23 protein-coding genes are annotated in these 21,112 nt (G+C 70.6%); 10 read left to right on the top strand and 13 right to left on the bottom strand.

Features of this window, described 5'->3' with window-relative positions:
- The 8 genes from ACVFYP_RS15340 to ACVFYP_RS15305 all read right to left on the bottom strand — a co-directional run bounded on the left by ACVFYP_RS15340 (position 1) and on the right by ACVFYP_RS15305 (position 7,183).
- Positions 1-912, bottom strand: a complete 912-nt coding sequence (locus ACVFYP_RS15340) for an amidohydrolase family protein (protein WP_499201059.1) — start codon at positions 910-912, stop codon at positions 1-3.
- Complete coding sequence (locus ACVFYP_RS15335; protein ID WP_499201058.1) at positions 909-1,892, bottom strand: dihydrodipicolinate synthase family protein; 984 nt, start codon at positions 1,890-1,892, stop codon at positions 909-911. The genes ACVFYP_RS15340 and ACVFYP_RS15335 overlap by 4 nt, the downstream gene beginning before the upstream one ends.
- 13 nt (positions 1,893-1,905) lie before the next feature.
- Positions 1,906-2,883, bottom strand: a complete 978-nt coding sequence (locus tag ACVFYP_RS15330; RefSeq protein ID WP_499201057.1) for a tripartite tricarboxylate transporter substrate-binding protein — start codon at positions 2,881-2,883, stop codon at positions 1,906-1,908.
- Between the two features lie 437 nt (positions 2,884-3,320).
- Positions 3,321-4,004: a hypothetical protein gene (locus tag ACVFYP_RS15325; protein ID WP_499201056.1), complete on the bottom strand. Its 684-nt coding sequence runs from the start codon at positions 4,002-4,004 to the stop codon at positions 3,321-3,323.
- A gap of 11 nt (positions 4,005-4,015) precedes the next feature.
- A complete protein-coding gene (locus ACVFYP_RS15320; RefSeq protein WP_499201055.1) occupies positions 4,016-4,531 on the bottom strand; it encodes a DUF1178 family protein in 516 nt (171 codons plus the stop codon).
- A gap of 28 nt (positions 4,532-4,559) precedes the next feature.
- Positions 4,560-4,817, bottom strand: a complete 258-nt coding sequence (gene grxC, locus ACVFYP_RS15315) for a glutaredoxin 3 (RefSeq protein ID WP_499201054.1) — start codon at positions 4,815-4,817, stop codon at positions 4,560-4,562.
- Between the two features lie 31 nt (positions 4,818-4,848).
- Positions 4,849-5,634: a double zinc ribbon domain-containing protein gene (locus tag ACVFYP_RS15310; RefSeq protein WP_499201053.1), complete on the bottom strand. Its 786-nt coding sequence runs from the start codon at positions 5,632-5,634 to the stop codon at positions 4,849-4,851.
- The gene (locus ACVFYP_RS15305) at positions 5,612-7,183 is read right to left on the bottom strand and encodes a rhodanese-like domain-containing protein (protein ID WP_499201052.1); all 1,572 of its coding nucleotides are present in this window, start codon (positions 7,181-7,183) and stop codon (positions 5,612-5,614) included. Before ACVFYP_RS15305 ends, ACVFYP_RS15310 begins: the two co-directional genes overlap by 23 nt.
- A gap of 81 nt (positions 7,184-7,264) precedes the next feature.
- On the opposite strand from ACVFYP_RS15305, the gene ACVFYP_RS15300 reads away from it, so the two are divergent.
- The 9 genes from ACVFYP_RS15300 (at position 7,265) to ACVFYP_RS15260 (ending at position 14,932) form a co-directional block, all read left to right on the top strand.
- Positions 7,265-8,128: a methyltransferase domain-containing protein gene (locus ACVFYP_RS15300; protein ID WP_499201051.1), complete on the top strand. Its 864-nt coding sequence runs from the start codon at positions 7,265-7,267 to the stop codon at positions 8,126-8,128.
- A gap of 98 nt (positions 8,129-8,226) precedes the next feature.
- On the top strand, positions 8,227-9,036 hold the full coding sequence (gene map, locus ACVFYP_RS15295; protein ID WP_499201050.1) for a type I methionyl aminopeptidase: 810 nt from the start codon (positions 8,227-8,229) through the stop codon (positions 9,034-9,036).
- Between the two features lie 91 nt (positions 9,037-9,127).
- On the top strand, positions 9,128-9,517 hold the full coding sequence (locus ACVFYP_RS15290; RefSeq protein ID WP_499201049.1) for a DUF2306 domain-containing protein: 390 nt from the start codon (positions 9,128-9,130) through the stop codon (positions 9,515-9,517).
- A gap of 63 nt (positions 9,518-9,580) precedes the next feature.
- Positions 9,581-10,324 (top strand): RadC family protein, encoded by a 744-nt coding sequence (gene radC, locus ACVFYP_RS15285; RefSeq protein ID WP_499201048.1) that lies wholly within the window; start codon positions 9,581-9,583, stop codon positions 10,322-10,324.
- Positions 10,325-10,548: 224 nt separating this feature from the next.
- Positions 10,549-10,935, top strand: coding sequence for an H-NS histone family protein (locus ACVFYP_RS15280; RefSeq protein ID WP_499201047.1), 387 nt, complete (start codon positions 10,549-10,551; stop codon positions 10,933-10,935).
- A gap of 408 nt (positions 10,936-11,343) precedes the next feature.
- The gene (locus ACVFYP_RS15275) at positions 11,344-13,380 is read left to right on the top strand and encodes a DUF4139 domain-containing protein (protein WP_499201046.1); all 2,037 of its coding nucleotides are present in this window, start codon (positions 11,344-11,346) and stop codon (positions 13,378-13,380) included.
- A gap of 79 nt (positions 13,381-13,459) precedes the next feature.
- Positions 13,460-14,023, top strand: a complete 564-nt coding sequence (locus ACVFYP_RS15270) for a TetR/AcrR family transcriptional regulator (protein ID WP_499201045.1) — start codon at positions 13,460-13,462, stop codon at positions 14,021-14,023.
- A gap of 11 nt (positions 14,024-14,034) precedes the next feature.
- Positions 14,035-14,322 carry a YciI family protein gene (locus ACVFYP_RS15265; protein ID WP_499201044.1) on the top strand — a complete coding sequence of 96 codons (288 nt, stop codon included), beginning with the start codon at positions 14,035-14,037 and terminating at the stop codon, positions 14,320-14,322.
- Between the two features lie 4 nt (positions 14,323-14,326).
- On the top strand, positions 14,327-14,932 hold the full coding sequence (locus ACVFYP_RS15260) for a DNA-3-methyladenine glycosylase I (RefSeq protein WP_499201043.1): 606 nt from the start codon (positions 14,327-14,329) through the stop codon (positions 14,930-14,932).
- 6 nt (positions 14,933-14,938) lie between these two features.
- Here ACVFYP_RS15260 and ACVFYP_RS15255 read toward each other — a convergent pair whose 3' ends face one another.
- The 5 genes from ACVFYP_RS15255 to ACVFYP_RS15235 form a co-directional block, all read right to left on the bottom strand.
- Positions 14,939-15,532: a histidine kinase dimerization/phospho-acceptor domain-containing protein gene (locus ACVFYP_RS15255; RefSeq protein ID WP_499201042.1), complete on the bottom strand. Its 594-nt coding sequence runs from the start codon at positions 15,530-15,532 to the stop codon at positions 14,939-14,941.
- A gap of 12 nt (positions 15,533-15,544) precedes the next feature.
- Entirely contained in the window at positions 15,545-17,428 is a 1,884-nt protein-coding gene (locus ACVFYP_RS15250) for a transglycosylase domain-containing protein (protein ID WP_499201041.1), read from the bottom strand.
- 79 nt (positions 17,429-17,507) lie between these two features.
- A complete protein-coding gene (locus ACVFYP_RS15245) occupies positions 17,508-18,008 on the bottom strand; it encodes a GNAT family N-acetyltransferase (protein ID WP_499201040.1) in 501 nt (166 codons plus the stop codon).
- The gene (locus ACVFYP_RS15240; protein ID WP_499201039.1) at positions 18,005-19,585 is read right to left on the bottom strand and encodes a GMC family oxidoreductase; all 1,581 of its coding nucleotides are present in this window, start codon (positions 19,583-19,585) and stop codon (positions 18,005-18,007) included. The genes ACVFYP_RS15245 and ACVFYP_RS15240 overlap by 4 nt, the downstream gene beginning before the upstream one ends.
- Complete coding sequence (locus ACVFYP_RS15235; RefSeq protein ID WP_499201038.1) at positions 19,582-20,514, bottom strand: LysR family transcriptional regulator; 933 nt, start codon at positions 20,512-20,514, stop codon at positions 19,582-19,584. Before ACVFYP_RS15235 ends, ACVFYP_RS15240 begins: the two co-directional genes overlap by 4 nt.
- 155 nt (positions 20,515-20,669) lie before the next feature.
- On the opposite strand from ACVFYP_RS15235, the gene ACVFYP_RS15230 reads away from it, so the two are divergent.
- Positions 20,670-21,110, top strand: a complete 441-nt coding sequence (locus ACVFYP_RS15230; RefSeq protein WP_499201037.1) for a DoxX family protein — start codon at positions 20,670-20,672, stop codon at positions 21,108-21,110.
- The last annotated feature ends 2 nt before the right edge of the window (positions 21,111-21,112 follow it).

Below are 21,112 nucleotides of genomic sequence, written 5' to 3'. Positions count from 1 at the left end.
TTAAGCCGCCTTCGTATCGTCCCAGAACAAACGCGCCGGCGTCTCCACCAGAATGCGGTGCCGATCCTCCGCGCGCGGCGTCCAGTCCATGAACAGATCGAGCAGCGCGCCATCATCCGGCATCACCGCCGCGTCGATCGAGGTATGCGGCCAATCCGTGCCCCAGAGCAGCGCCGCGGGATTGGCGGCGAGCAAGGCGTCATGGAAGGGCCGCGCATCGGGATAGTCAGGAAAAGCCTTCGACAGGCGATAGGTGCCAGAGACTTTCACATACGCCTTGCCCTCTCCCACCAGCCGCAGCAGCGCCTGGAAGCCAGCGTCGGCGATGCCGCGCGCGGCTGGCACCATCAGCATGTGGTCGATCACCACAGGCATCTCCTCGGCGATGGCGGCAAGGTCGTCAGCGATGGCGGGCAGGCGGCGATGGTCGCAGAAGACCTGCACCACCCAGCCGAGGTCGCGCATCACCGCGCGGAAATGCGGCAGTGCCTCCAGCCCCACGCCACGCACGTAGCCGGGCTTCGCCTCCGCCGCATGTTCGTGGAAGCGCAGCCCGCGCATGCCCAGGCGATGCCAGTCGCGCAGCGTCGTGGCCGGGATGCGCGTATCGGTGATGGCCACCGCCCGCAGCCGGTCCGGCGCGCGTTCCAGCGCATCCAGCAGCACGGCATTGTCGAAGCCATGGGCATTGCCCTGCACCAGCAGGCCCCGTGCGAGGCCCATCCGGTCGAGCAGCGCCAGATAGGCTTCGACCGGCGCATCGGGCGGCGTGTAGCCTCGCCCTTCGGCATAGGGAAAGCGCGCCTCCGGGCCGAACAGATGGGCATGCGAATCGACGGCGCCGGGCGGTGGCGCGATGCGCGGAATGCGCGGCTGCGCGACGGGGCCGGCGATGCGGGGCGGCTGGGTCATTCGGCGGCCTTCGCGGGCAGTTGCAGGCCACTGGCGGCGAAGGCGCGCTGCACCGCCTCCCGCTCCGCCACCGTCAGCTCCAGCATCGGCCGCCGCACCGGGCCGCCGGCCTGGCCGAGGCATTCCATCCAGGCCTTCTGCTGCGCATGCGGCTTGCCCGGTGGGCGCGTGGCCTTCAGCGCCGCGCGCACCGGGTCCAGGCTGGCGGAGATGCGCTTCGCCTCCGCCGCGCGTCCGGCGAAGGCGGCGTCGGTATAGTCGCGCATCCGCCGATCCACCGCTGTCTGCAACAGGAACGGTGGCGCGGAGCACAGGTAAAGCTGCCAGCCCAGCTGCAGCACATTGTCCAGCCACTCCTCCTCCGAGGCGGTGGAGACGATCAGCGTGTCGCCGGCCAGCTTCGTCAGCTCGGCATACATCGCGCGCGGCACGGAATACTTGATGGCCACCACATTCGGCACTTCCCGCGCCAGCTGCGCGCAGAGTGCCGGCTGCATCAGATAGCCGCTGTCGGGATGCGACCACAGCGCGATGCCGATGCCGCTCGCCTCGCTGATCCTGCTGTAATAGGCCAGCAGCGTCTCCGCCGGGTCGTGCACGAAATGCAGCACCGGGGCATGCACCACCACGTAATCGGCGCCTGCCGCTTCCGCATGCCGGGCGAGGTCGATCACCACATCCATGTTCTGGTCGGAGGCGCTGAAGATCACCTGCGCGCTGGCGGACTTCGCCTCCTCCACCGCGATGTCACAGAGGCGTTTCCGTTCGGCCAGCGACAGCGCGTAGAACTCGCCCTGCTTGCCGGCGACGAAGACACCATCGATGCCCAGGTCGCGGAACCAATGGCGCAGATTGGCGCGGAAGCCGGCCTCGTCGATCGACAGATCCGGCCGGAAGGGCGTCATCGCCGCCGCCCAGATGCCGCGCATGTTCTGGCGCGCATAGGCCTTGGCCGTGGCGCGGGTATAGGGAAGCGTCATGGCTATCTTGTCCTCAACCGGGCTGGATGCCGCGCTCGCGCACGACCTCGGCCCAGATACGCATCTGCTCGGTGATGAAGGCGGCGAATTCGGCGCGCGGCATCGGCGCCGCCTCCACGCCGTCGCGGGCGAAGCGGGCCACCACATCCGGCGCGGCATAGGCGGCGGCGGTCGCGGCATGCAGCCGGTCCAGCACTGGCTCCGGCGTGCCGGCGCGGGTCCATAGGCCGAAGAAGTTCAGCGCCAGATAGCCGGGCAGATCCGCCGCCTCCGCCAGGGTCGGCACCTCCGGCATCGCCGCGCTGCGCGTGGCGCCGGTGAAGGCGATGGCGCGCAACCTACCCTCCCGCACATGCGGCAGGCAGGTGTCCGGGTTCTCGAACATCGCATCCACCTGCGCGCCCAGCAGCGCCGGCAGGGCGAGGCCGCTGCCGCGGAATGGCACATGGGTCAACGTGGTTCCGGGGACGCGGCTGCCCAGCAGCTCGATCGCCATATGGCTCATCGAGGCATTGCCGGCCGAGGCGACATTCACGCCATTGGCCGTCCGCGCCCGCGCCAGAAACCCCGCCATGTCCCGCACCGGGGAGGCGGCGGGCACCACCAGGAACAGCCCGTTGCGCACCATCAGCGTGATCGGCGCGAAGTCGCGCGCGCTGTCATAGGGCAGGTTGGGCACCAGCCCCGGATTGATGGCGAAAGGCGCGCCGGCCACCAGCAGCGTGTGCCCATCGGCCGGCTGCCGCGCCACATGGGCGGTGCCGATCTGCGTGCCGGCGCCGGGGCGGTTCTCCACCACGAAGCCGGGGCCACCGAGGCTGGCCGGGAAGGCCTGCGCCAGGATGCGCGCCGTGCTGTCCGCCGTGCCGCCCGGCGCCACGCCGACGACGATGGAGACGATGCGGCTGGGATAGGCCGGCTGCGCCGCGGCACGGCGCGGCAACAGCAGCAATGCAGGGGCGGCGAGCGCCGCGCGGCGGGTCAGGATCATTTCGTCAGGATGCGCGCGGTGCCGCGCCGCTGTCGAGACGGGGGCGGCTGTGCGCGATCGTCGCGCCGGGGTGGTCAAGGGGGTGGTTATCCCCACAGCGGTGGATTTCCCTGGGGATAAAGCGCCGGATGTCCTGTGGGACACTTGGCGCCACGGGGCCTCCCAACGGTGTTCTCCCTGTGTTCGCACAAGGCGATTAAATATTATCCCGCCGCCGGGTGTCTCCACAAAGCAACAGAATGAGTTGTCCACATTTTCGGGGGTAAAGCTGTGGAGAAACCGCCCGATAACTCCCGGCATCTTTTGCCTGGAAGTCCGATTGACTCTCGAGACCTGCTGCACCGCCAAGGCAAGTCAGCAGCAGCCACGGACAGTCCCTCGGTGATATTTCGCAGTATCAACGTCGGGCAGCGCCGATGCCTGCACGGCGGTGGCGGTTAGGCCGGTAGCCAGGCCGCGAATTCACGGGCCAGCCAGGCGGCCTCATCCGGCGTCAGCTCCGCCGCATGCCGGCTCGGCACGGCCTTGTTGCGGTAAGTGAAGGCGAAGCGGGTGACCCAGAGGCGCACGGGCCAGTTCGGGCAGGCGATGCCGAGATCGGCCTTGATGGCCTCGATCGCGCTGTCCATACGAAAGGCGCAGTCGTCGTACTGCAGGTCCAGCCGTCGCGGCAGGCCGGACCAGATCGCCTGTTCGCCGAGGTAGCGCCGCACCCTGTCAGCGGCATCCTCCAGCGTCACGAATTCCGAGAAGGCCTGCTCCCCCCGCCCGCGCGCCAGCCGCCCGGCATCCAGCAGCGACAGGCAGATGTCGCGCGGGTCGCGGTGGTTCACATGGGCGGAGACCAAGCCGCGCGCCGCCAGCGCGCGATACTCCGCCACCCAGTCGGGCCCCGGGCAGGCATGGGTCTTGATGATGCGCAGCCGCCCTTCCGCCAGGGCAGCTAGGCCGCGCAACGCCTCCGGCGTCAGATCCTGCGCGAAGTTCACCTTATGGCCGCCGGGCAGCAACGCGGCCGGCAGCTTGCGCTGGCTGTGCCCGCCCAGCCGCGCCACCGCCTTGGCCAGTTCGAAGGCCAGGGTACTGCCGGATTTTGGGATGCCGTAGCTGAAGACGAGCATCGCGCCTCCCTTCAGCCGTCGGCGCGCGGCACCCAGGGCAGGCGGGCGATGTCAATGCCATCCTCGGCCAGGGCCTCGGCTTCGGCCTCGGTGGCCTCGCCATAGATGCCGCGGGCCTCAACCTCGCCATTGTGGATCTTGCGGGCCTCCTCGGCGAAGCCTTCGCCGACATAGTCGCAGGACTTCTCCACCTCGGCGCGCATCCGCTGGAGCATGGCCAGAAGCTGCGCCGGGATCGGCCCGGCGGCGACGCGCTGGCCCATGCCACCCGGTTCCTGCGGCACGGGCACCGGCGCGGCGGGGGTCTCGGCGGGCTTGTCCTCCGCCTTTTCCTCAGGCGCCGGCGCGGCCAGCTTCTTGCGGGACTTGCGGACGGCGGGGGCCATCAGCGCGCGGGTCACCTGAGTGCCACCGCAATGCGGGCAATCGACCAGCCCGGCGGCGGCCAGCTTCTCAAAGCCGGCGCTGTCCTGGAACCAGCCATCGAATTCATGGCCCGACTGGCAGCGCAGTTGATAATGGATCATCCGGACCGACCCCGCCCCCCGCCCGGCATCAGCCCGCCAGCATCGGGTCGAGCCCGCCCTTGCGGTCCAGCGCCATCAGGTCGTCGCAGCCGCCAATATGCTGACCGTCGATGAAGATCTGCGGCACGGAGGTGCGGCCGCCGGAGCGTGCCACGGCCTCGGCCCGGGCCTCGGACCCGTTCGGCGCATACTTCTCCTCGAAGGCCACGCCCTTGCGTGTGAACAGGGCCACCGCGCGGGCGCAGTAGGGGCAGAAATCCTGGGTGTAGATCTCGATCTTGGCCATGCTTCTCACATCGGGCGGTCCTGGCCTGCGGTCAAGCCTCCCGCTGCAGCCGGGGGTCCGGCACCCTTGCCGCAGCCAGCACATCCACCGCGCCGGCACCCGCCGCCAGCAGCGCCAGGGCGCAGGCCTCCGCCGTGGCGCCGGAGGTCATGACATCATCCACCAGCAGCACCCGCCGCCCGGCGACCCGTGCCGTGGCGCGGGCGGAGAGGGTAAAGGCGCCGGCCAGCAGCGCCGCGCGTTCCGCCGCGCCGAGATCGCCCAGCGCCGGCGTGGCGCGGGAACGGCGCAGAAGGTCCGGGATGCAGGGCTTTTGCGACATCGCCGCCAGCCGACGGGCCAGCAGCGCGGCCTGGTTGTAGCGGCGGCGCAGCAGCCGGCGCCAATGCAGAGGTACCGGCGCCAGCAGATCGGCCCGCGCCAGCAGTACCGCGCCGGATTGCGCCATCATCGCGGCCAAGGCCGGCGCCAGCTCCGTCCGATCGGCATGCTTGAAGGGCAGGATCAGCTTCTGCGCGCCCTCATCGTAGCGCAGCGCCGCCCGCGCCTCGGCGAAGGCCGGCGCCCGGGCGAGGCAGGTGGGACAGAGCCCGCCCGGCCCGGCCTGGCCGGCATGCAGGAAGGGCACGCCGCAGCGGGTGCAAAAGGGCGCGGTGATGCGGGTCAACTGCCGGAAGCAGTCGACGCATTGCGTGCCCTGGCGTGCCACCGGCGCCTCGCAGCTCAGGCAATGCGGCGGCAGCAGCGCGTCCAGCACCCCGGCGCCGAGCCGGGCAAGTCCTTGGCGGACAACCCTACCAGGCGCCGAAGGGGGCATCGCCGTCGCGCTCCACGGCCTGCACCAGATCGATCTCCCAGGCCAGATAGGCGCGCATCGCCTCCTCCACCCCGCTATTGCGGTCATAGGGGCGCAGATAGGCATCGATGCAGGCCTCATCCGGCGGGTTGGTGCGATCTGATTCGAGGGGAAAACCCTCCGCCACCCAGCCGGCAGTGCCGCCTTCCAGCACCGCAACGGGGGTGACGCCCAGCGCGGCCAGTTCCGCCGCGCCCAGCGCCGCCAGATCGGCGGAGGGCGCGGTGACCGCCACCGGCCGGCTCGACGGCAGATTTGGCAGCAGTGCCGCCAGCCGCGTCCGCACACCCCAGAGCGCGCCGGGGATATGCCCCGCCCGGAAGGCGAGCGATCGGGCAAGGTCCACCACTGTCACCTCCCCGCCCCGCACCGCATCCAGGCCGACGCACGGCATGTCCGGCCGCTGCGGCAAGGCGGGCGCCACCGGCCCGGTTTCCAGGTCGCCTTCGAGGCCACCAAACAGACAAAAGACCTCCCAGCCGCCGAGCTGGCGCAGCCAGCCGGCGGTCATGGCGGCGCGGGTGCCGGTGTCGTCCACCAGAACGATCCGCGCCCCCCGCACCGCCACCCAGCCATCCGTCGCCTGCACCAACTGCCCGCCCGGCGCGCTGAGCGACCCCGGCAGATGACCGGCGGCGAATTCGGCGGGGTCGCGCACGTCCAGGACATAGAGGCTCCGGCCAGCCTCGGCGCGCAGCGCCTGAAGCCCCGCCCGATCGATCCAGCGCACGCCAACACCCTCCGCGAAGCGACGGGCGCGGGCAAAGCTTTCGGCGGCGTCGGCGGGCGTGCCCTCCGGATAGCGGGCCTCCTTGCCCCGGTCGCAGTGAAAGCCGGCCAGCTCCCAGCCCATGGTCCCGTTGCGCAGCGCCACCACGCGATTCGGCAGGCCGGACCGCCGCAGGCTCTCGGCGCCGAGGATGGACCGCGTGCGGCCGGCGCAGTTCACCACCACCAGCGTTTCCGGTCGCGACACCAGGCTCGGGACGCGATAGGCGAGTTCCGCCCCCGGCACGTCGATGCCGCCGGGGATGGACATGTTCCGGAATTCCGCCATCGGCCGGCTGTCCACCACCAGCAGGTCCTCCCCCGCCGCCTGCATCGCCGCCAGCTCCGCCGCATCGACGGAGGGCGTTTCGTAATGGTGCTCCACCCATTCGCCAAAGGCCTTGGAGGGCACGTTCACGCCGGAGAACAGCTCGTAGCCCGCCGCCTGCCAGGCCGGCGTCCCGCCTTCCAGCACCGCGACATCGGTGCAGCCGAGGTTTTGCAGCACGACCGCCAACCGCGCCGCATAGCCTTCGCCGCCATCGGTGCAGACCACCCGCACATCGCGGCGCGGCAGCAGGCCCGGCGCGCGCAGCTCGGCCTGGGAAAGCGGGCAGGGCACGGCCCAGAACAGGTGGGAGGCGCCGAACTCGCCCTCCTCCCGCGCATCCAGGATGGCGAGTTCCTGACCATCACTGAGCCAGCCCTTCAGCGTGGCGGGGGCGATCTGGCGGGTGGTCATGGCGGGCATCCTCCGATTTCCGAAAGGCTAGACCGCCTTGCGGGCGGGGCGAAGCCGGCGCATCTGCGGGGGATGGATGCGATGCAGGTTTTTGACCGGAAGCTGGTGCGCCGCCGCCGCGACCGGGCCGCGGCCACGGTGGAGCGAGTGGCGCCAATCCTGGCGGATTGCGCGGAGCGGCTGCTCGACCGGCTGGACGACACCACCCACCGCTTCAGCCGCGCGCTGGAGATCGGCGGCCGCGGCGTGGTGGCGCCGCTTTTGCGCGCCCGCGGCATTTCTTCGATCGTCTCCACGGACCTGTCGCCGGCGATGGCGGCAGGTGCCGGGGGCCTGGCAGTGGCAGCCGATGAGGAATTCCTGCCCTTTGCGCCCGAGAGCTTCGACCTGATCGTCGCCTCGCTCTCCCTGCACTGGGTCAACGACCTGCCGGGGGCCTTGATCCAAATCCGGCGGGCGCTGGCGCCGGATGGGCTGTTTCTCGCCTCCCTGCCCGGCCTCGGCACCTTGCAGCCTTTGCGCCAGGCGCTGGCGGAGGCGGAGACGGCGCTGCGCGGCGGGTTGTCCCCGCGCATCTCCCCCTTCCCGGAACTGCGCGACGCCGCCGGGCTGCTGCAACGCGCCGGCTTCGCCCTGCCGGTGGCGGATGTGGAGGAGGTGGCGATCGCCTATCGCAGCCCGCTCGCCCTGCTGGCCGATCTGCGCGCGGCCGGGGAAGGCAATGCGGTGCTGGCCCGCGACGGCCGCACCCCGCCCCGCGCCCTGTTCCCCATGGCCGCGGCCGCCCTGCCGGAGGGCCGTGAGGGCATCGCGCCCGGGCTGCGCCTGCTGATGCTCACCGGCTGGGCGCCGCATGCCAGCCAGCAGCAACCGGCCCGCCCCGGCAGCGCCACCCACCGCCTGGCGGAGGCGCTCGGCACGGTGGAACACAAGACACGCGGCTGATCGCAGCCCTGCCCTGCACCACCGCTTCTTGCATCCACGGGGGGTGCGGCGCATCTTTGCTACCTCTATTTGGCACCAGTCAGGACGGCCTCAGCACCATGGACCAGCAGGGCGGCGAGAGCCGTCGGATCACCCTCCACGCCCCCGCCGATTTCGAGGGGATGCGCCGCGCCGGCCGCCTGGCGGCCGAGACCCTCGACATGATCACCCCGCATGTGAAACCGGGCGTGACGACCGAGGCGATCGACCGGCTGATCCATGACTTCATCCTGGCCAATAACGCCATCCCGGCCACGCTGGGCTATCGCGGCTACACCAAATCCTCCTGCACCTCGATCAACCATGTGGTCTGCCATGGCATCCCGGGGGAGCGGGCGCTGCTGGATGGCGACATCGTCAATATCGATGTCACCGTGATCCTGGATGGCTGGCACGGCGATACCAGCCGGATGTATGTCGCCGGCACGCCCTCCACCAAGGCGCGGCTGCTGATGGATGTCACCTTCGAATCCATGATGCGCGGCATTGCCGCCATCAAGCCGGGCGCCACGCTGGGCGATATCGGCCATGCCATCCAGGCCTATGTCGAACGCAACCGCTTTTCCGTGGTGCGGGATTTCTGTGGCCATGGCATCGGCCGCCGCTTCCACGCGCCGCCCAATGTGCTGCATTTCGGCCGCCCCGGCGAAGGCCCGACGCTGAAGCCGGGCATGTTCTTCACCGTAGAGCCCATGGTGAATGCCGGGCGGCCGGAGGTGAAGGTTTTGGATGATGGCTGGACCGCCGTTACCCGCGACCGCAGCCTCTCGGCGCAGTTCGAGCACATGGTCGGCGTGACGGAGGAGGGTGTGGAGATCTTCACCCTGTCGCCGGCCGGGCTGCACCACCCGCCCTACGCCATCGCCTGACCGCCGGCGTCGGGCCCGCCGCTAAGCGGGCTTGACGCCGACCTTTTGGGTTTTGTATGTGAATGTTCGTCACATTCACATACTGGTCGCCATGTCCCTCGCTCCGCTCCTCGCCGCCTCCGCCACCATCCAGCTCCATGCCTTCGCCGCCTTTGCCGCCCTGGCACTCGGCACGGTGCAGATGCTGGCGCCCAAGGGGCGACTGCCGCATCGGCTGATGGGCTGGGCCTGGGTCGGGCTGATGGCCATCGTCGCCCTGTCCTCCTTTGGCATCGCCACGCGCGGGCATCTGTCCTGGATCCACATGATTTCGGCCTGGACCCTGCTGCTGCTGCCGCTGGCCGTCCTCGCCGCCCGGCGCGGCCGCATCCACGCCCATCACCGCAGCATGGCCGGCCTGTTCTTCGGCGCGCTCATCATCGCCGGCGGCTTTACCCTGCTGCCCGGCCGCATCATGGGCGCCGTCGTCTTCGGCTGGTGACGCGCGACGGTTGAACATCCGCGCCGGCCATTGCACCCTTGGCGACCACGCCGAGGGACCAGCATGGCCCGGACACCACAATTCTCGGAGGCCAGCGCCGGCCTTTTCGCGCCGGAGATACCGGAGGCCTCGGCGCCGCCTGGACATCTCGGCCACCGCGCCCGCATGCGCGCACGCCTGCTGACCTCCGGCCCCGACAGCCTGCTGGACCATGAGATGCTGGAGATGCTGCTGTTCCAGGCGCTGCCGCGCCGGGACACCAAGCCCATCGCCCGCGCCCTGCTGACCCGCTTCGGCAGTTTTGCGAACGCCATCGCCGCCCCCGCCCGCGAATTGCAGGAGGTGGAGGGGATGGGGGAGGCCGGCGCCGCCGCGCTGAAGACCGTGCATGGCGCGGCGCTTCGACTGATGCGGGCGGAAATCCGCGACCAGCCGGTGCTGAACAATTGGGACCGGCTGATCGGCTATCTGAACGCCGCCCTCGCCCGCGATTCCATCGAGCAGTTCCGCCTGCTGTTTCTCGATTCGAAAAACCGCCTGATCGCGGATGAGGCCCAGGCCCGCGGCACGGTGAACCACACGCCCGTCTATCCGCGCGAGGTGGTGAAGCGTGCCCTGGAATTGCAGGCGACCGCGCTGATCCTGGTGCACAACCACCCCTCCGGCGATCCCACCCCCTCCCGCGCCGATATCGAGATGACGCGGGAAGTGAAGGCCGCGGCGGCCGTGCTCGGCATTGCCGTGCACGACCACCTGATCGTCGGCAATGGCCGCCACCTGTCCTTCCGGCGGGAAGGATTGCTTTGAGGAAGGCTTGGCAACGTTTCGAAGCCAACCGATCCTTCATCTTTTTCTGAATGCCGATGCCCTGAAAGCAGCGCGCTCCGGAAGCCGGGATAAGAGGGGCCATGCCGCCCGCATTCCCGCTGCCCGCCATCCCCCTCGCATTGTAAATTACATCTTGGCGAGCAGCCTTTGCGCCGAGATCGCCAATCTTGCCTTTCAAATAATAACGGCGTAGATGCCGGTTTATGGCACGCGAATCCAAGACGTCGGTCGCCGACGTGATCTCCGCCCTCGAAAGCCTTTCGGCTGCCGAGCTCATCCAGGTTATCGCCGCAGCTGAGGAGCAGCGCGATGCACGAATGGAGGGCGACAAAAGGGAATTGATGGAGGAATTCCGCAGCAAGGCGGAGGCCCTCGGCCTTTCCCTCGACGAGCTGGTGGGCGGCACCTCGCGCCGACCGGCGCCGCAGGGCCGTGGCGGCCGCAAGGCCGGCGCCAAGGCGCCGGTGGAAGCCAAGTATCGCGACCCGGCGACGGGCACGACCTGGTCCGGGCGTGGCCGGATGCCGATCTGGCTGAAGGTCGCCGAGGCCGAGGGAAAATCCCGCGAGACTTTCGCGATCAAGCGCTGAAAGCCTGCCGCCCGGCTGCCTGATGGCACGCCGGGCGCATCTTATTGTATAATGGCCTGCTGCATTCCGCCGTATTGGGCCGGGCTGATTTTAATTTTGAATACGGATCGAATTGCGGCCTGGCTGGCGCTTTCGATGGGCCTGGAAAAGATGGGCACCGCCGCTTGAACCTTGGCGCATCCGCCCCTGGCGTGATGCTCGCCGGCGTCTTCCGGGATACAGTGGCGACTTATCCGGGGTTATTATTCGGCGCTTGAAGCGAAGCGCCTCGGTAGCCGGCGCCGCTCACCACCAGGGCCAAACCAACCGCATCATTCCTTTATCGTTCGGCGCGCGATTCAACATCGGGCGATGACGCATTCCTGCCCGCTTTCCCAGCCAGGCTGTGGCCAACGGAGGAAACCCGCCATGACCTTGCGCCACAGCCTCGCCGCCCTTCTGCTCGCCGGCACCGCCCTGACCACGACTCTCTTGTCCCCGACCCGGGCCGCCGAATTGCCGGTGCGCGGCGTGACGCTCTCCTCCACCGGCTTGGCGCAGATCGAGCGAGCGGGGCGCGTCGCAGCCGATGACCCTTCGGCGCTGTTCCGTGTGCCACTCGCCGATGTGGACGACATCCTGCGCTCCCTGGTCGTGGCCGACCCGGCCGGGCGGGTGGAGGGGCTGCGCCTGCCGGCCCAGGATCTCGCCGCCGAGGCCTTCCGCGGCCTGCCCGTGAAGCCCGAGGACTTTGCGAGTCGCGCCACCCTGCTGAACGCCCTGCGCGGCCAGCGCGTCGCGGTGGGGGAGACGGAGGGTCGCATCACCGAGGCCTCCGAAGGCAAGGAGGAGATGCGCCTCACCCTCCTCACCCCCACCGGCCTGCGCAGCCTGACATTGCGAGAGGCCCAGGAGGTGCGGCTGCTGGATGCGGCGCTCGCCGCCCGGCTGGTCCGCGCCGCCGAGGCCCTGGCCGAAACCAGCAGCGCCGATACCCGTCAGATCGCCATCGCGCTCCGCCCCGGCGCCGCCAGCGCGCGCGAAGTGGCGCTGAGCTACGTTGCCGGCGCGCCATTGTGGAAACCCTCCTGGCGCATCGCCGTGCCGGAACATGGCGCGGCGGGCGAGGCGCGGCTGATGGGCTGGGCGGTGGTGGAAAACCACAGCGGCGCCGATTGGGACGGCATCCGCCTGTCCCTGGTCTCCGGCGAGGCCGCGGCTTTCCGCCAGGCGCTGTATTCCCCGGTACTGCTGCCGCGCCGCGAATTGCCGATTCTGGGCAGTGGTCCCGTCGAAGCCCAGGCCGATAGCGGTGCGCGCCCGATGCCGCCGCCGGCCGCCGTGGCGCCCAGCTTCGCGGCCCGTGGCGAGGCCCTGCAACGCGTCCTGCCCGCCCCGGCCCCGATCGCGGAGGCCGCGCCAGCGGTGGCGGAGGCGGTGGCCGCCGCCTCGCTGGGCCGCGTCGCCTTCACCCTGGCCGATCCGGTGACGGTCCCCGCCGGGCAGACCGCGAACCTGCCCTTCCTCGATGCGCGGCTGCCGGCGGAACGGGTCTGGTGGGTGCAGGGCCTTGGCGGGCGCCACCCCTTGCAGGCGGTGCGGCTGCGCAACACCACACCGCATGCTTTGCCGGGCGGCCTCGCCACCATCTATGGCAGCGGCGGCGTGGAAGCCGGCGGCTTCCTCGGCGATGCGGAACTGCGCGGCCTGCCGCCGGGGCAGGAAAGACTGCTGGCCTTCGCGCGTGACCAGGGCGTGCAATACACGGTGGCCCAACGCAGCGCCTCCCTCCCCACCGCCGCGGCGCTGCGGCGCGGCGCGGTGCAGGCGACGCTGCGCGTCACCCAATCCGTGACCTTCGCGGTGGATGGCGGCTCCGCGCGCGGCCGCATGCTGCTGGACCTGCCGGCGCGGCGCGGCGAGACCCCGCGCTTCACGCCGGTGGCGGAGGGCGATTTCGGGGTTCGCGTCGAGGCCCGGCTGGAAGGCGCGCCGGCCACCTTCACCTGGGAATGGGACCGCAGCCAGACGCAGCAGATCCCGCTCTGGGATGCGTCGCTCGCCGAACCGCTGCCGCCGATCTGGCGCGACCTGACGCTGGACCGCGACATCGCCCGCCTGCCCGGCGGCACCGATCGGCTGGAGGCGTTGCGGACCCTGTTGGAACGCCTGCCGGCCGAGGCCGAGGGCCGCGCCGATCTGACGGCGCTGATCGCCGACTTCACCGCCGCCCGCCGGGCGATGGACAGCTTCCGCGAAGCCGCCCGCGCCCATGCCGCCGCCGAAGCGGCGCTGGCCCGCGCCCGTCGCGCGGTGGAGGACCGGACGGGGCCGGAGCGCGAACAGGCGCGCCAGGCGCTGAACGCCGCCAGCCTCGCCGCCAGCCGCAGTGGCGCGGAGGCCGACCGCGCCTGGACCGCCTGGCGCAACCAGGCGCAGGCGGTGGTGACGCGGGGCGGCGGCTGAGCCTTGACGTGATTTGGACGCTTGTCCTAAAAACTCATTAGGACAAGCGTCCAATTCTCATCGGAGGCGGCACGGGGTCATGAGCGGCGCGATCACCCGCGAACAGATCGTCGAGGCCGCCGATCGTCTGTTCTACGCGCAGGGCTACGACCCCACCTCCTTCGCCGACATCGCCGCTGAACTCCGCATCTCGCGCGGCAATTTCTACTATCACTTCAAAACCAAGGACGAGATCCTGGCGGCGGTGATCGCGCTGCGCCGGGACCGCACGCAAGCGATGCTGGCGGGGTGGGAGGCTGAGGGTGGCGACCCCGCCGCGCGCATCCGCGGCTTCATCCGGATGCTGGTGGCGAACCGCGCGCCGATCATGCGCCATGGCTGCCCGGTCGGCACGCTGTGCGGCGAGTTGGCAAAGCTGGACCACCCTGCACGAGACCAGGCGAATGCGGTGATGGCGTTGTTCCGCGACTGGCTGACGCGGCAATTCGCCGCCCTCGGCCAGGGGGCGGAGGCGGAGGCGCTCGCCTTGCATCTGCTCGCCCACAGCCAGGGCGTGGCGACGCTGGCCAATGCCTTTGGCGACGAGGACTTCATCCAGCGGGAGGTCGCGGCGATGGAAGCCTGGCTGGACGCCCTGCTTTGAGGAGAGTGGAGATGTTCATCGTGCTGCTGCGCTTCGGCGAAAACCGTGCGGCGGCGCCGCGCTTCATGGAGGGCCACCGCGCCTGGCTCGACCAGGGCCATGCCGAGGGCGTCTTCCTGCTGAGCGGCACGCTGCAACCCGCCACCGGGGGCGCCATCCTGGCCCATGGCCTGTCGCGCGCCGCCCTGGACGACCGGCTGCGACTGGACCCCTTCATCGCCGAGGGCGTTGTGACCACTGACATCATCGCCATCACCCCGGGCCGCGCCGATGCGCGGCTCGCCTTCCTGGCGGGTTGAGACAATGACCAGCACGCTCCCCGGACCCGATGGCCAGCACCGCTGCCGCTGGTGCCTCTCCACGCCGGACTACCTTGCCTATCACGACACGGAATGGGGCTTTCCCGTCGCCGATGACCGGAGGCTGTTCGAGAAGCTGTGCCTGGAGGGATTCCAGTCCGGCCTGAGCTGGCGCACCATCCTGGCCAAGCGCGACAACTTCCGGGCGGCCTTCGCGAATTTCGAGGCCGATCAGGTCGCGCGCTTCACCGCGACGGATGTCGAACGCCTGCTCGGCGATGCCGGCATCGTGCGGCATCGCGGCAAGATCGAAGCCGTGATCAACAACGCGAAGCGGATGCAGGAGCTGGTGCGCCAGGAAGGCTCGCTGGCCGCCTATGTCTGGCGCTTCGAGCCCTCCGCGCGGGATATCCCGCCGCATGGCGCCGCCACCTCCCCGGCCTCCATCGCCATGTCCAAGGACCTTAAGAAGCGCGGCTGGGCCTTCGTCGGTCCGACCACGGTGCATGCCTTCCTGCAGGCCATGGGGCTGATCAACGACCATGCCGAGGGCTGCGTGATCCGCGACAAGGCGGCGCAGGCCCGGGCGGCGTTTCGGCCGCCCGGCTGACCGCCGTCAGGCCTTCACCCAGACCAGCAGGCAGCCATCCGCCTGCGCCTCCAGCCGGGCGCAGCCCCGCCCCAGCAGTTCCAGCGTGCCCGGCGCCACGCCGCCGGGCACGGTCAAGGCTAGCGCCATCTCCGCCGGCGACTCGCGCAAATCCAGCAGCAGCTTTGTGCCATGCGGCAATTGTCCCGCGGCATCCTGCGCCATGGCCAGCAGGCCGAGTTCCAGCGCCGCGCGGTCCAGCCGCACCTCCGTCGGGCTGTCCGGCCCCGATAGCGCCACGCCCAGCCGCGCGCCGAGGGCCACGCGCAGCAGCGGAAGGTATTGTCGCAGCAGCAGGGCGAGGCAGGCCGGCGCCTCATCCACCACCTCCCGCCGCGCCGCATCGAGGAAGCCGCGAATCGTCTCCTCCAGCCGCCGGCTGGCCTGCACGGCGCGGTCGAGCTGGCGGCGGGGCGCCTCCTCCGTCACGCTGCGCGCCAGCAGATCGAGGTTGGAAGCCAGCACCATCATCGCATTGTTGATCTCGTGCTGCACCGCCGGCGCCACGCGCCGAAGGCGGTCTTGCCGCTGCGGCCCGGGCTGGGCTGTCTCATCGGACATGCCGGCTCTCCCTCATCGTGTGGCCAGCGCTTCCAGAATGTCGCGGAACAGCCGGGCCGGCAGTGTCCCGCCCCGCACGTCGGTCATTGGCGTTGCGTCATCATTGCCCAGCCAGATGCCGATCACCAGATCGCCGGTCATGGTGAAACCGCGCGGCGCCGGGGTCAGGCCAATGAACCAGGCATCGCGGAAATCCTGCGTCGTGCCGGTCTTGCCGGCCACGGCCCGAAACCCCGGTGGCTGGGCGGCGCGGCCGGTGCCCCGCGCCACGACCGATTCCAGCATGCCGCGCATCGCCGCGGCGCGTTCCGGCGTCGTCACCCGCAGCAAAGTGGGCCGGCCCGCGGGCACTGCCTGGCCATCGGCCCGCGCTGCCACCAGCCCGCGCGGCTCGGGCAGCAGCCCGCCATTGGCGAAGGGGGCGAAGGCGGCGACCAGGTCGATCAGCGTCACCTCCCCGGTGCCGAGCGCCAGCGTCGCATCGCGTGGAAAGGGACCGGGCAGGCCGAAGCGCTGCGCCAGATCCATCACCGCGCGGGCGCCGCCACCGCGCGCCAGTACCCGCACCGCCGCGGTGTTCACGGAATGGGTCAGCGCCTCCTCCAGCGTGATCTCCCCCTGGCCCCGCCAGCCGCCATTGCCGGGGCGCCAGCCACCGAGGTTGATCGGCGCGTCGGAGACCGTGTCCTCCGCCCCCATCCCGGCTTCCATCGCGGCGAGGAAGACGAAGGGCTTGAAGGCGGAACCCGGCTGCCGGCGCGCCTGGGTCGCGCGGTTGAACTGGCTGGCGCGATAATCCCGCCCACCGGCCATGGCGCGCACCAGCCCGGTTTCCGCCTCCATCACCACCACGGCACCCTGGCCGACGCCGGCCCGCAGGCCGGGGCCTGACAACAAGGCCTCCAGCCGCGCCTCCACCACCGCCTGCACCCGCAGATCCAGCGAGGTGCGCAGCACCAGGTCCGCATTGCCGGGGAAGCGCGTGCCGACATCATCCAGCGCCCAATCGGCGAACCAGCCGGAGTCGCGGGAGGGGCGCGCGGCGAGGCGGATGTTCTCCGCCGCCAGTGTCGCCTCCCGCTGCGTGATCGCCCCGACATCCACCATGGCCGCCAGCACCTCCGCCGCCCGGCCCGCCGCGGCTTCGGGCGCGGTGCGCGGGTTGAGGCGGGACGGCGCCTTGGGCAGGCCGGCGAGGACGGCGGATTGCCACAGGTTCAGCCGCGTCGCGGGGATGCCGAAATAGAGGCGGGAGGCCGCATCGACACCAAAGGCACCGCCGCCGAGATAGACGCGGTTCAGATAGATCTCCAGCAACTCGTCCTTGCTGAAATGCCATTCCAGCCACAGCGCCATGACGGCTTCCTGCGCCTTGCGGCGGAAGCTGCGCTCCGGCGTCAGGAACAGGTTCTTCGCCAATTGCTGGGTCAGGGTGGAGCCGCCCTGGGAGATCTGGCCGCTGGACCAGTTCACCCAGGCGGCGCGGGCGATGCCGATGGGGTCGATGCCGTAGTGCTGGCGGAAGCGCCGATCCTCGATCGCCAGCAGCGCGGCGGACAGATGCGCCGGCAGGGCGCGCAGCCGCACGACCTCTCCGTGCACATCGCCGGAGGTGGCGATGATGGCGCCGTTCGAGGCCTCCAGCGTCACGCCGGCGCGGCGGGTCTGGCTCAGGGCGATATCGGTGCGCGGCAGGTCCCAGATCAGCACCAGCAGCACCGCCGCGACGGCCAGCGCGCCCCATATGCCCAGCAGCACCATCCAGCGCAGCCAGCGCCAGCCGCCTCGCCGCGCCGGCGGGCGCGAGGCCGCACGCACTGGCTCCGCCTCGCGCCGCGACGGGCGGGCGGGCGCCGGTCGCGTGGCGGCGAGGCGGGGGCGGGCAGGGCGGACCATCTGCGTCAGGCTTAGCGCAAAAGTGCTGCCAGGAAACGCAAATCCTGCGCCCGAAACCGTTGATTCAGAAGCCTGACCTTTAGCCTGGCAAACGCTTCTGCAGCAGCACCAGGTCCAGCCAGCGGCCGAATTTCCGACCCACTTCCGGCATCCGCCCGGTCTCGACGAAGCCGGCGCGAAGGTGCAGGGCGATGGACCCCACATTGCCGGCCTCCACCGCGCCCACCATCACATGCAGGCCGCGCGCCGTGGCATGCGCCTCCAGCGCCGCGAGCAGCATCGCGCCGATGCCCTGGCGCTGCGCCGCCGGGTCGACATAGACCGAATGTTCCACCGTGGCGTCGAAGCCGGCAAAGGGGCGGAAGGGACCGTAGCTGGCGAAGCCCAGCACCGCATCGCCGCGCCGCGCCACCAGCACCGGCAGCCCGGCGGCGCGGCGGGCCGCGAACCAGGCGCGGCGCGTCTCCAGCGTCTCCGTCTGCAGGTGCCAGACGGCGGTGGTCTCCGCGATCGCCTGGTTGATCAAGGCGAGGATGGCGGGCAGGTCCGCTTCCGTCGCCTCGGCCACGTTCAGGCTCATGCATCCTCCAGGATCAGCCCTGCCGCCTTATGGGCCACGGCAAGGACGGTCGCGTTGATGTTGCAGACGGGAATATCCGGGAAGACCGAGGCATCCACCACGCGCAGCCCCGCCACCCCGCGCAGCCGCAGACGCGGGTCGAGCGGCGCGCCCTGCCCGCCCATCCGCACGGTGCAGGACGGGTGATAGACCGTGCCGCCGGTCTCCTGCGCGAAACGGATCAGCGCCGCTTCCGACTCGACCGAGGGTCCGGGCCGCACCTCCTCCGTCACGATACCGGCCAGCGGCGGCGCCGCCATCCAGCGCCGGGCCAGGCGGATGCCGCGGGCGATGGCGGCGCGGTCGGCCTGCTCGGTCAGGAAGCGCGGCGCGATCACCGGCGCCTGCGCCGGGTCGGGCGAGGCCAGGCTGACGCTGCCGCGCGACTGCGGCCGGCATTGCCAGACGCCGATGGTCAGGCCGGGCGCGTCTTCCGGCACGCCGATGCGGCCCTCGGCCCAGGAGAGCGGCCCGCCATTCAGTTGGATGTCCGGCGCCTCAAGCCCCGGCTCGGTCTTGGCGAAGACGCCGAACATGCCGGGTGACCAGGTCAGCACGCCATCGCCCCGCGCAAGCCAGCGCGCGACTTCCAGCGCCAGGCGCGGCCAGGTGATGCGGCGGTTGGCGGACCAGCGGTGATCGGCCAGGCGCCAGGTCAGCCGTGCGATGTAGTGGTCCTGCAGGTTCTGGCCGATGCCGGGGATGTCCCGCCACACGGCGATGCCATGGTCCTGAAGATGCTGCGCCGGGCCGAGGCCCGAGAGCATCAGCAGATGCGGGCTGCCGATCGCGCCGGCCGCGAGAATCACCTCTCGCCGCGCCGCGATCACCTGCTCCGCGCCGCCACGCCGGATGCGCACCCCCGTGGCCCGGCTTTCTTCGAGTTCGATGCAAAGCGCCAAGGCGTTGTCGAACAGTGCCACGCCGCGGGCCAAAGCAGGTTTGAGAAAGGCCGTGGCGGCGGAGTGCCGACGGCGCCCGTTGCGCGTCTGCTGGAAGGTGGAAAAACCCTCCCGCACGGGGCCGTTCATGTCGCGCGGCGTGGGCAGGCCGATGGCGGCGGCGGCGTCGCGCATCCGCGCCACCAGCGGCGACAGCTCCGCCAGATGCTGCACATGCAGCGCGCCGCTGCGGCCGCGATGCGGACCATCCTCCTCCGCCCGTTCATAAGCGGCGAAATGCGGCGCGAGATCGGACCAGGACCAGCCCGCGCACCCCTTCTGCGCCCAGAGATCATAGTCGGAGGGATCGCCCCAGACATGCCCCAGCCCGTTGATCGAGGAAGACCCGCCCCACACCTTGCCGCGGGGGTAGTCGAGCGCACGGTTGCCGGTGGCCGCATCCGGTGCCGTGGAAAACCCCCAGGTCAGGGCCTTGTGGGTCAGGATGCGGGCATAGCCGGCGGGGATGTGCAGATAGGGGTGCCGATCCCGCCCGCCGGCCTCGATGACGGCAACGCTGGCGCCGGAGGCCGAAAGCTGGTCCGCCAGCAGGCAGCCGGCGCTGCCGGCGCCGACCACCACATAGTCGAAGATCACGCGCCGACGCCCGGCACAGGCCCCACCTCTCGCGCCACCGCCAGCATCGAACGGCGCAGCCAGGCATGGCCGGGATCGGCCTCGAAGCGGCGATGGAAGATCATCGACAGCCGCGTGTGCTTGAATTCCACCGGGCAGGGCCGCAGCGCCAGGCCATAGGTTTCCGCCATGCGCTGCGCCAGCCGGGCGGAGAGCGACATCACCATGTCGGTCCGCGCCAGAATCTCCGGCACCGCGCCCAGATGCGCGACCACGGCGCCGAGCCGGCGCGGAAATCCCGCCTCCCGCAGCGGCCCGTCCAGCGCGCCGTCGCGGGAGCCGTTCGGCGAATGCAGCAGATGCGGGAAGGCGGTGAAGCGTTCCAGCGTCAGCGGCCCCTCCGCCAGCGGATGCCCGGCGCGCACCAGTGTCAGAAAATTCTCCGGCAGCAGGCGAACCCGGGTGTAGAGCGCCGGCGGGTCCGGCAGCACGGCCACCGCCAGCTCCGCCTCCCCTTTGTCCAGCAGCTCCAGCGCATTGGTGCGGTCGGCATGGCGCACGGCAAGCAGGGCCTTCGGCGCCTCCTGATGCATCTGTTCCAGCAGCGGCGGCACCAGGACGCTTTCGGCGTATTCGGACAGCGCCACGGTGAAGACGCGGTCGGTCGTCGCCGGGTCGAAGGGGGCGTGGTCGGCCAAGGTGGTGCGCAGCCGGTCCAGCACCTCCGCCACCGGACCGGCCAGCGACAAGGCGAGCGCGGTGGGCTCCACCCCGCCCGGGCGGCGCAGAAACAGCTCGTCATTCAGCGCGGCACGCAGCCGGGCCAGGGCGTTGGAAACGGCGGGCTGGGAGAGGTTCAGCTTCTCCGCCGCGTGGGTCACATGGCGTTCGCGCGCCACGGCGTCAAAAACGCGCAGAAGGTTCAAGTCGAGGGTCTGCAGGTCAGCCAAGGTGGGGCATCCCGGAGGTGAAGCACCGAAGGCGCATCATTTGTGGTGGTGATGATCGCTGTTCCATCCCCGTGTTGGAAGAACCCACCGTTGCGCGACCATAACCGGGCCACACCGGGACGCGGACGCGCCCCTTTCGGATCGGAGACACGACCATGAACCTCAATGAGCGCACCACCGCCGCCTATGCCACCCTGCTGCTGCGGGTGACCCTTGGCGTGACTTTCCTGGCCCACGGGCTGCTGCTGAAGATCATGACCTTCGGCTTTGCCGGCACGATGGGCTTCTTCGGCTCCCTCGGCTATCCGCCGGTCTTCGGCGCCATCGTGGCGGTGGCGGAGACGCTGGCCGGCATCGCGCTGATCCTCGGCGTCTGGGTCCGCCCGGTCGCGCTGCTGACACTGCCGATCATGATCGGCGCGACGCTGCAGCACGCCGGCAACCCCTGGATCTTCAGTGCCCCCGGCGGCGGCTGGGAATTCCCGGCGATGTGGACGCTGCTGATGCTGGTGCAGGCTGGCCTTGGCGCCGGCGCCCATGCCTTGGATGTGAACCGCCTGCTGGGCCGCGCCCCCTCGGCCGTCGCCCGGGCCTGACC

This window comes from Roseomonas sp. F4, from assembly GCF_053891155.1.
This window is presented reverse-complemented; position numbering and strand designations above follow the sequence as displayed.

Bases quoted from the DNA above. Each gene is read 5' to 3' on its own strand.
- ACVFYP_RS15245 (WP_499201040.1), bottom strand. From the start codon at position 18,008: ATGAGCCTGAACGTGGCCGAGGCGACGGAAGCGGACCTGCCCGCCATC.
- ACVFYP_RS15310 (WP_499201053.1), bottom strand. From the start codon at position 5,634: ATGCCCCCTTCGGCGCCTGGTAGGGTTGTCCGCCAAGGACTTGCCCGG.
- ACVFYP_RS15280 (WP_499201047.1), top strand. From the start codon at position 10,549: ATGGCACGCGAATCCAAGACGTCGGTCGCCGACGTGATCTCCGCCCTC.
- ACVFYP_RS15275 (WP_499201046.1), top strand. From the start codon at position 11,344: ATGACCTTGCGCCACAGCCTCGCCGCCCTTCTGCTCGCCGGCACCGCC.
- ACVFYP_RS15325 (WP_499201056.1), bottom strand. From the start codon at position 4,004: ATGCTCGTCTTCAGCTACGGCATCCCAAAATCCGGCAGTACCCTGGCC.
- map (WP_499201050.1), top strand. From the start codon at position 8,227: ATGGACCAGCAGGGCGGCGAGAGCCGTCGGATCACCCTCCACGCCCCC.
- radC (WP_499201048.1), top strand. From the start codon at position 9,581: ATGGCCCGGACACCACAATTCTCGGAGGCCAGCGCCGGCCTTTTCGCG.
- ACVFYP_RS15250 (WP_499201041.1), bottom strand. From the start codon at position 17,428: ATGGTCCGCCCTGCCCGCCCCCGCCTCGCCGCCACGCGACCGGCGCCC.
- ACVFYP_RS15290 (WP_499201049.1), top strand. From the start codon at position 9,128: ATGTCCCTCGCTCCGCTCCTCGCCGCCTCCGCCACCATCCAGCTCCAT.
- ACVFYP_RS15340 (WP_499201059.1), bottom strand. From the start codon at position 912: ATGACCCAGCCGCCCCGCATCGCCGGCCCCGTCGCGCAGCCGCGCATT.
- ACVFYP_RS15270 (WP_499201045.1), top strand. From the start codon at position 13,460: ATGAGCGGCGCGATCACCCGCGAACAGATCGTCGAGGCCGCCGATCGT.
- ACVFYP_RS15230 (WP_499201037.1), top strand. From the start codon at position 20,670: ATGAACCTCAATGAGCGCACCACCGCCGCCTATGCCACCCTGCTGCTG.
- ACVFYP_RS15320 (WP_499201055.1), bottom strand. From the start codon at position 4,531: ATGATCCATTATCAACTGCGCTGCCAGTCGGGCCATGAATTCGATGGC.
- ACVFYP_RS15265 (WP_499201044.1), top strand. From the start codon at position 14,035: ATGTTCATCGTGCTGCTGCGCTTCGGCGAAAACCGTGCGGCGGCGCCG.
- ACVFYP_RS15300 (WP_499201051.1), top strand. From the start codon at position 7,265: ATGCAGGTTTTTGACCGGAAGCTGGTGCGCCGCCGCCGCGACCGGGCC.
- ACVFYP_RS15260 (WP_499201043.1), top strand. From the start codon at position 14,327: ATGACCAGCACGCTCCCCGGACCCGATGGCCAGCACCGCTGCCGCTGG.
- ACVFYP_RS15335 (WP_499201058.1), bottom strand. From the start codon at position 1,892: ATGACGCTTCCCTATACCCGCGCCACGGCCAAGGCCTATGCGCGCCAG.
- ACVFYP_RS15305 (WP_499201052.1), bottom strand. From the start codon at position 7,183: ATGACCACCCGCCAGATCGCCCCCGCCACGCTGAAGGGCTGGCTCAGT.
- ACVFYP_RS15330 (WP_499201057.1), bottom strand. From the start codon at position 2,883: ATGATCCTGACCCGCCGCGCGGCGCTCGCCGCCCCTGCATTGCTGCTG.
- ACVFYP_RS15255 (WP_499201042.1), bottom strand. From the start codon at position 15,532: ATGTCCGATGAGACAGCCCAGCCCGGGCCGCAGCGGCAAGACCGCCTT.
- grxC (WP_499201054.1), bottom strand. From the start codon at position 4,817: ATGGCCAAGATCGAGATCTACACCCAGGATTTCTGCCCCTACTGCGCC.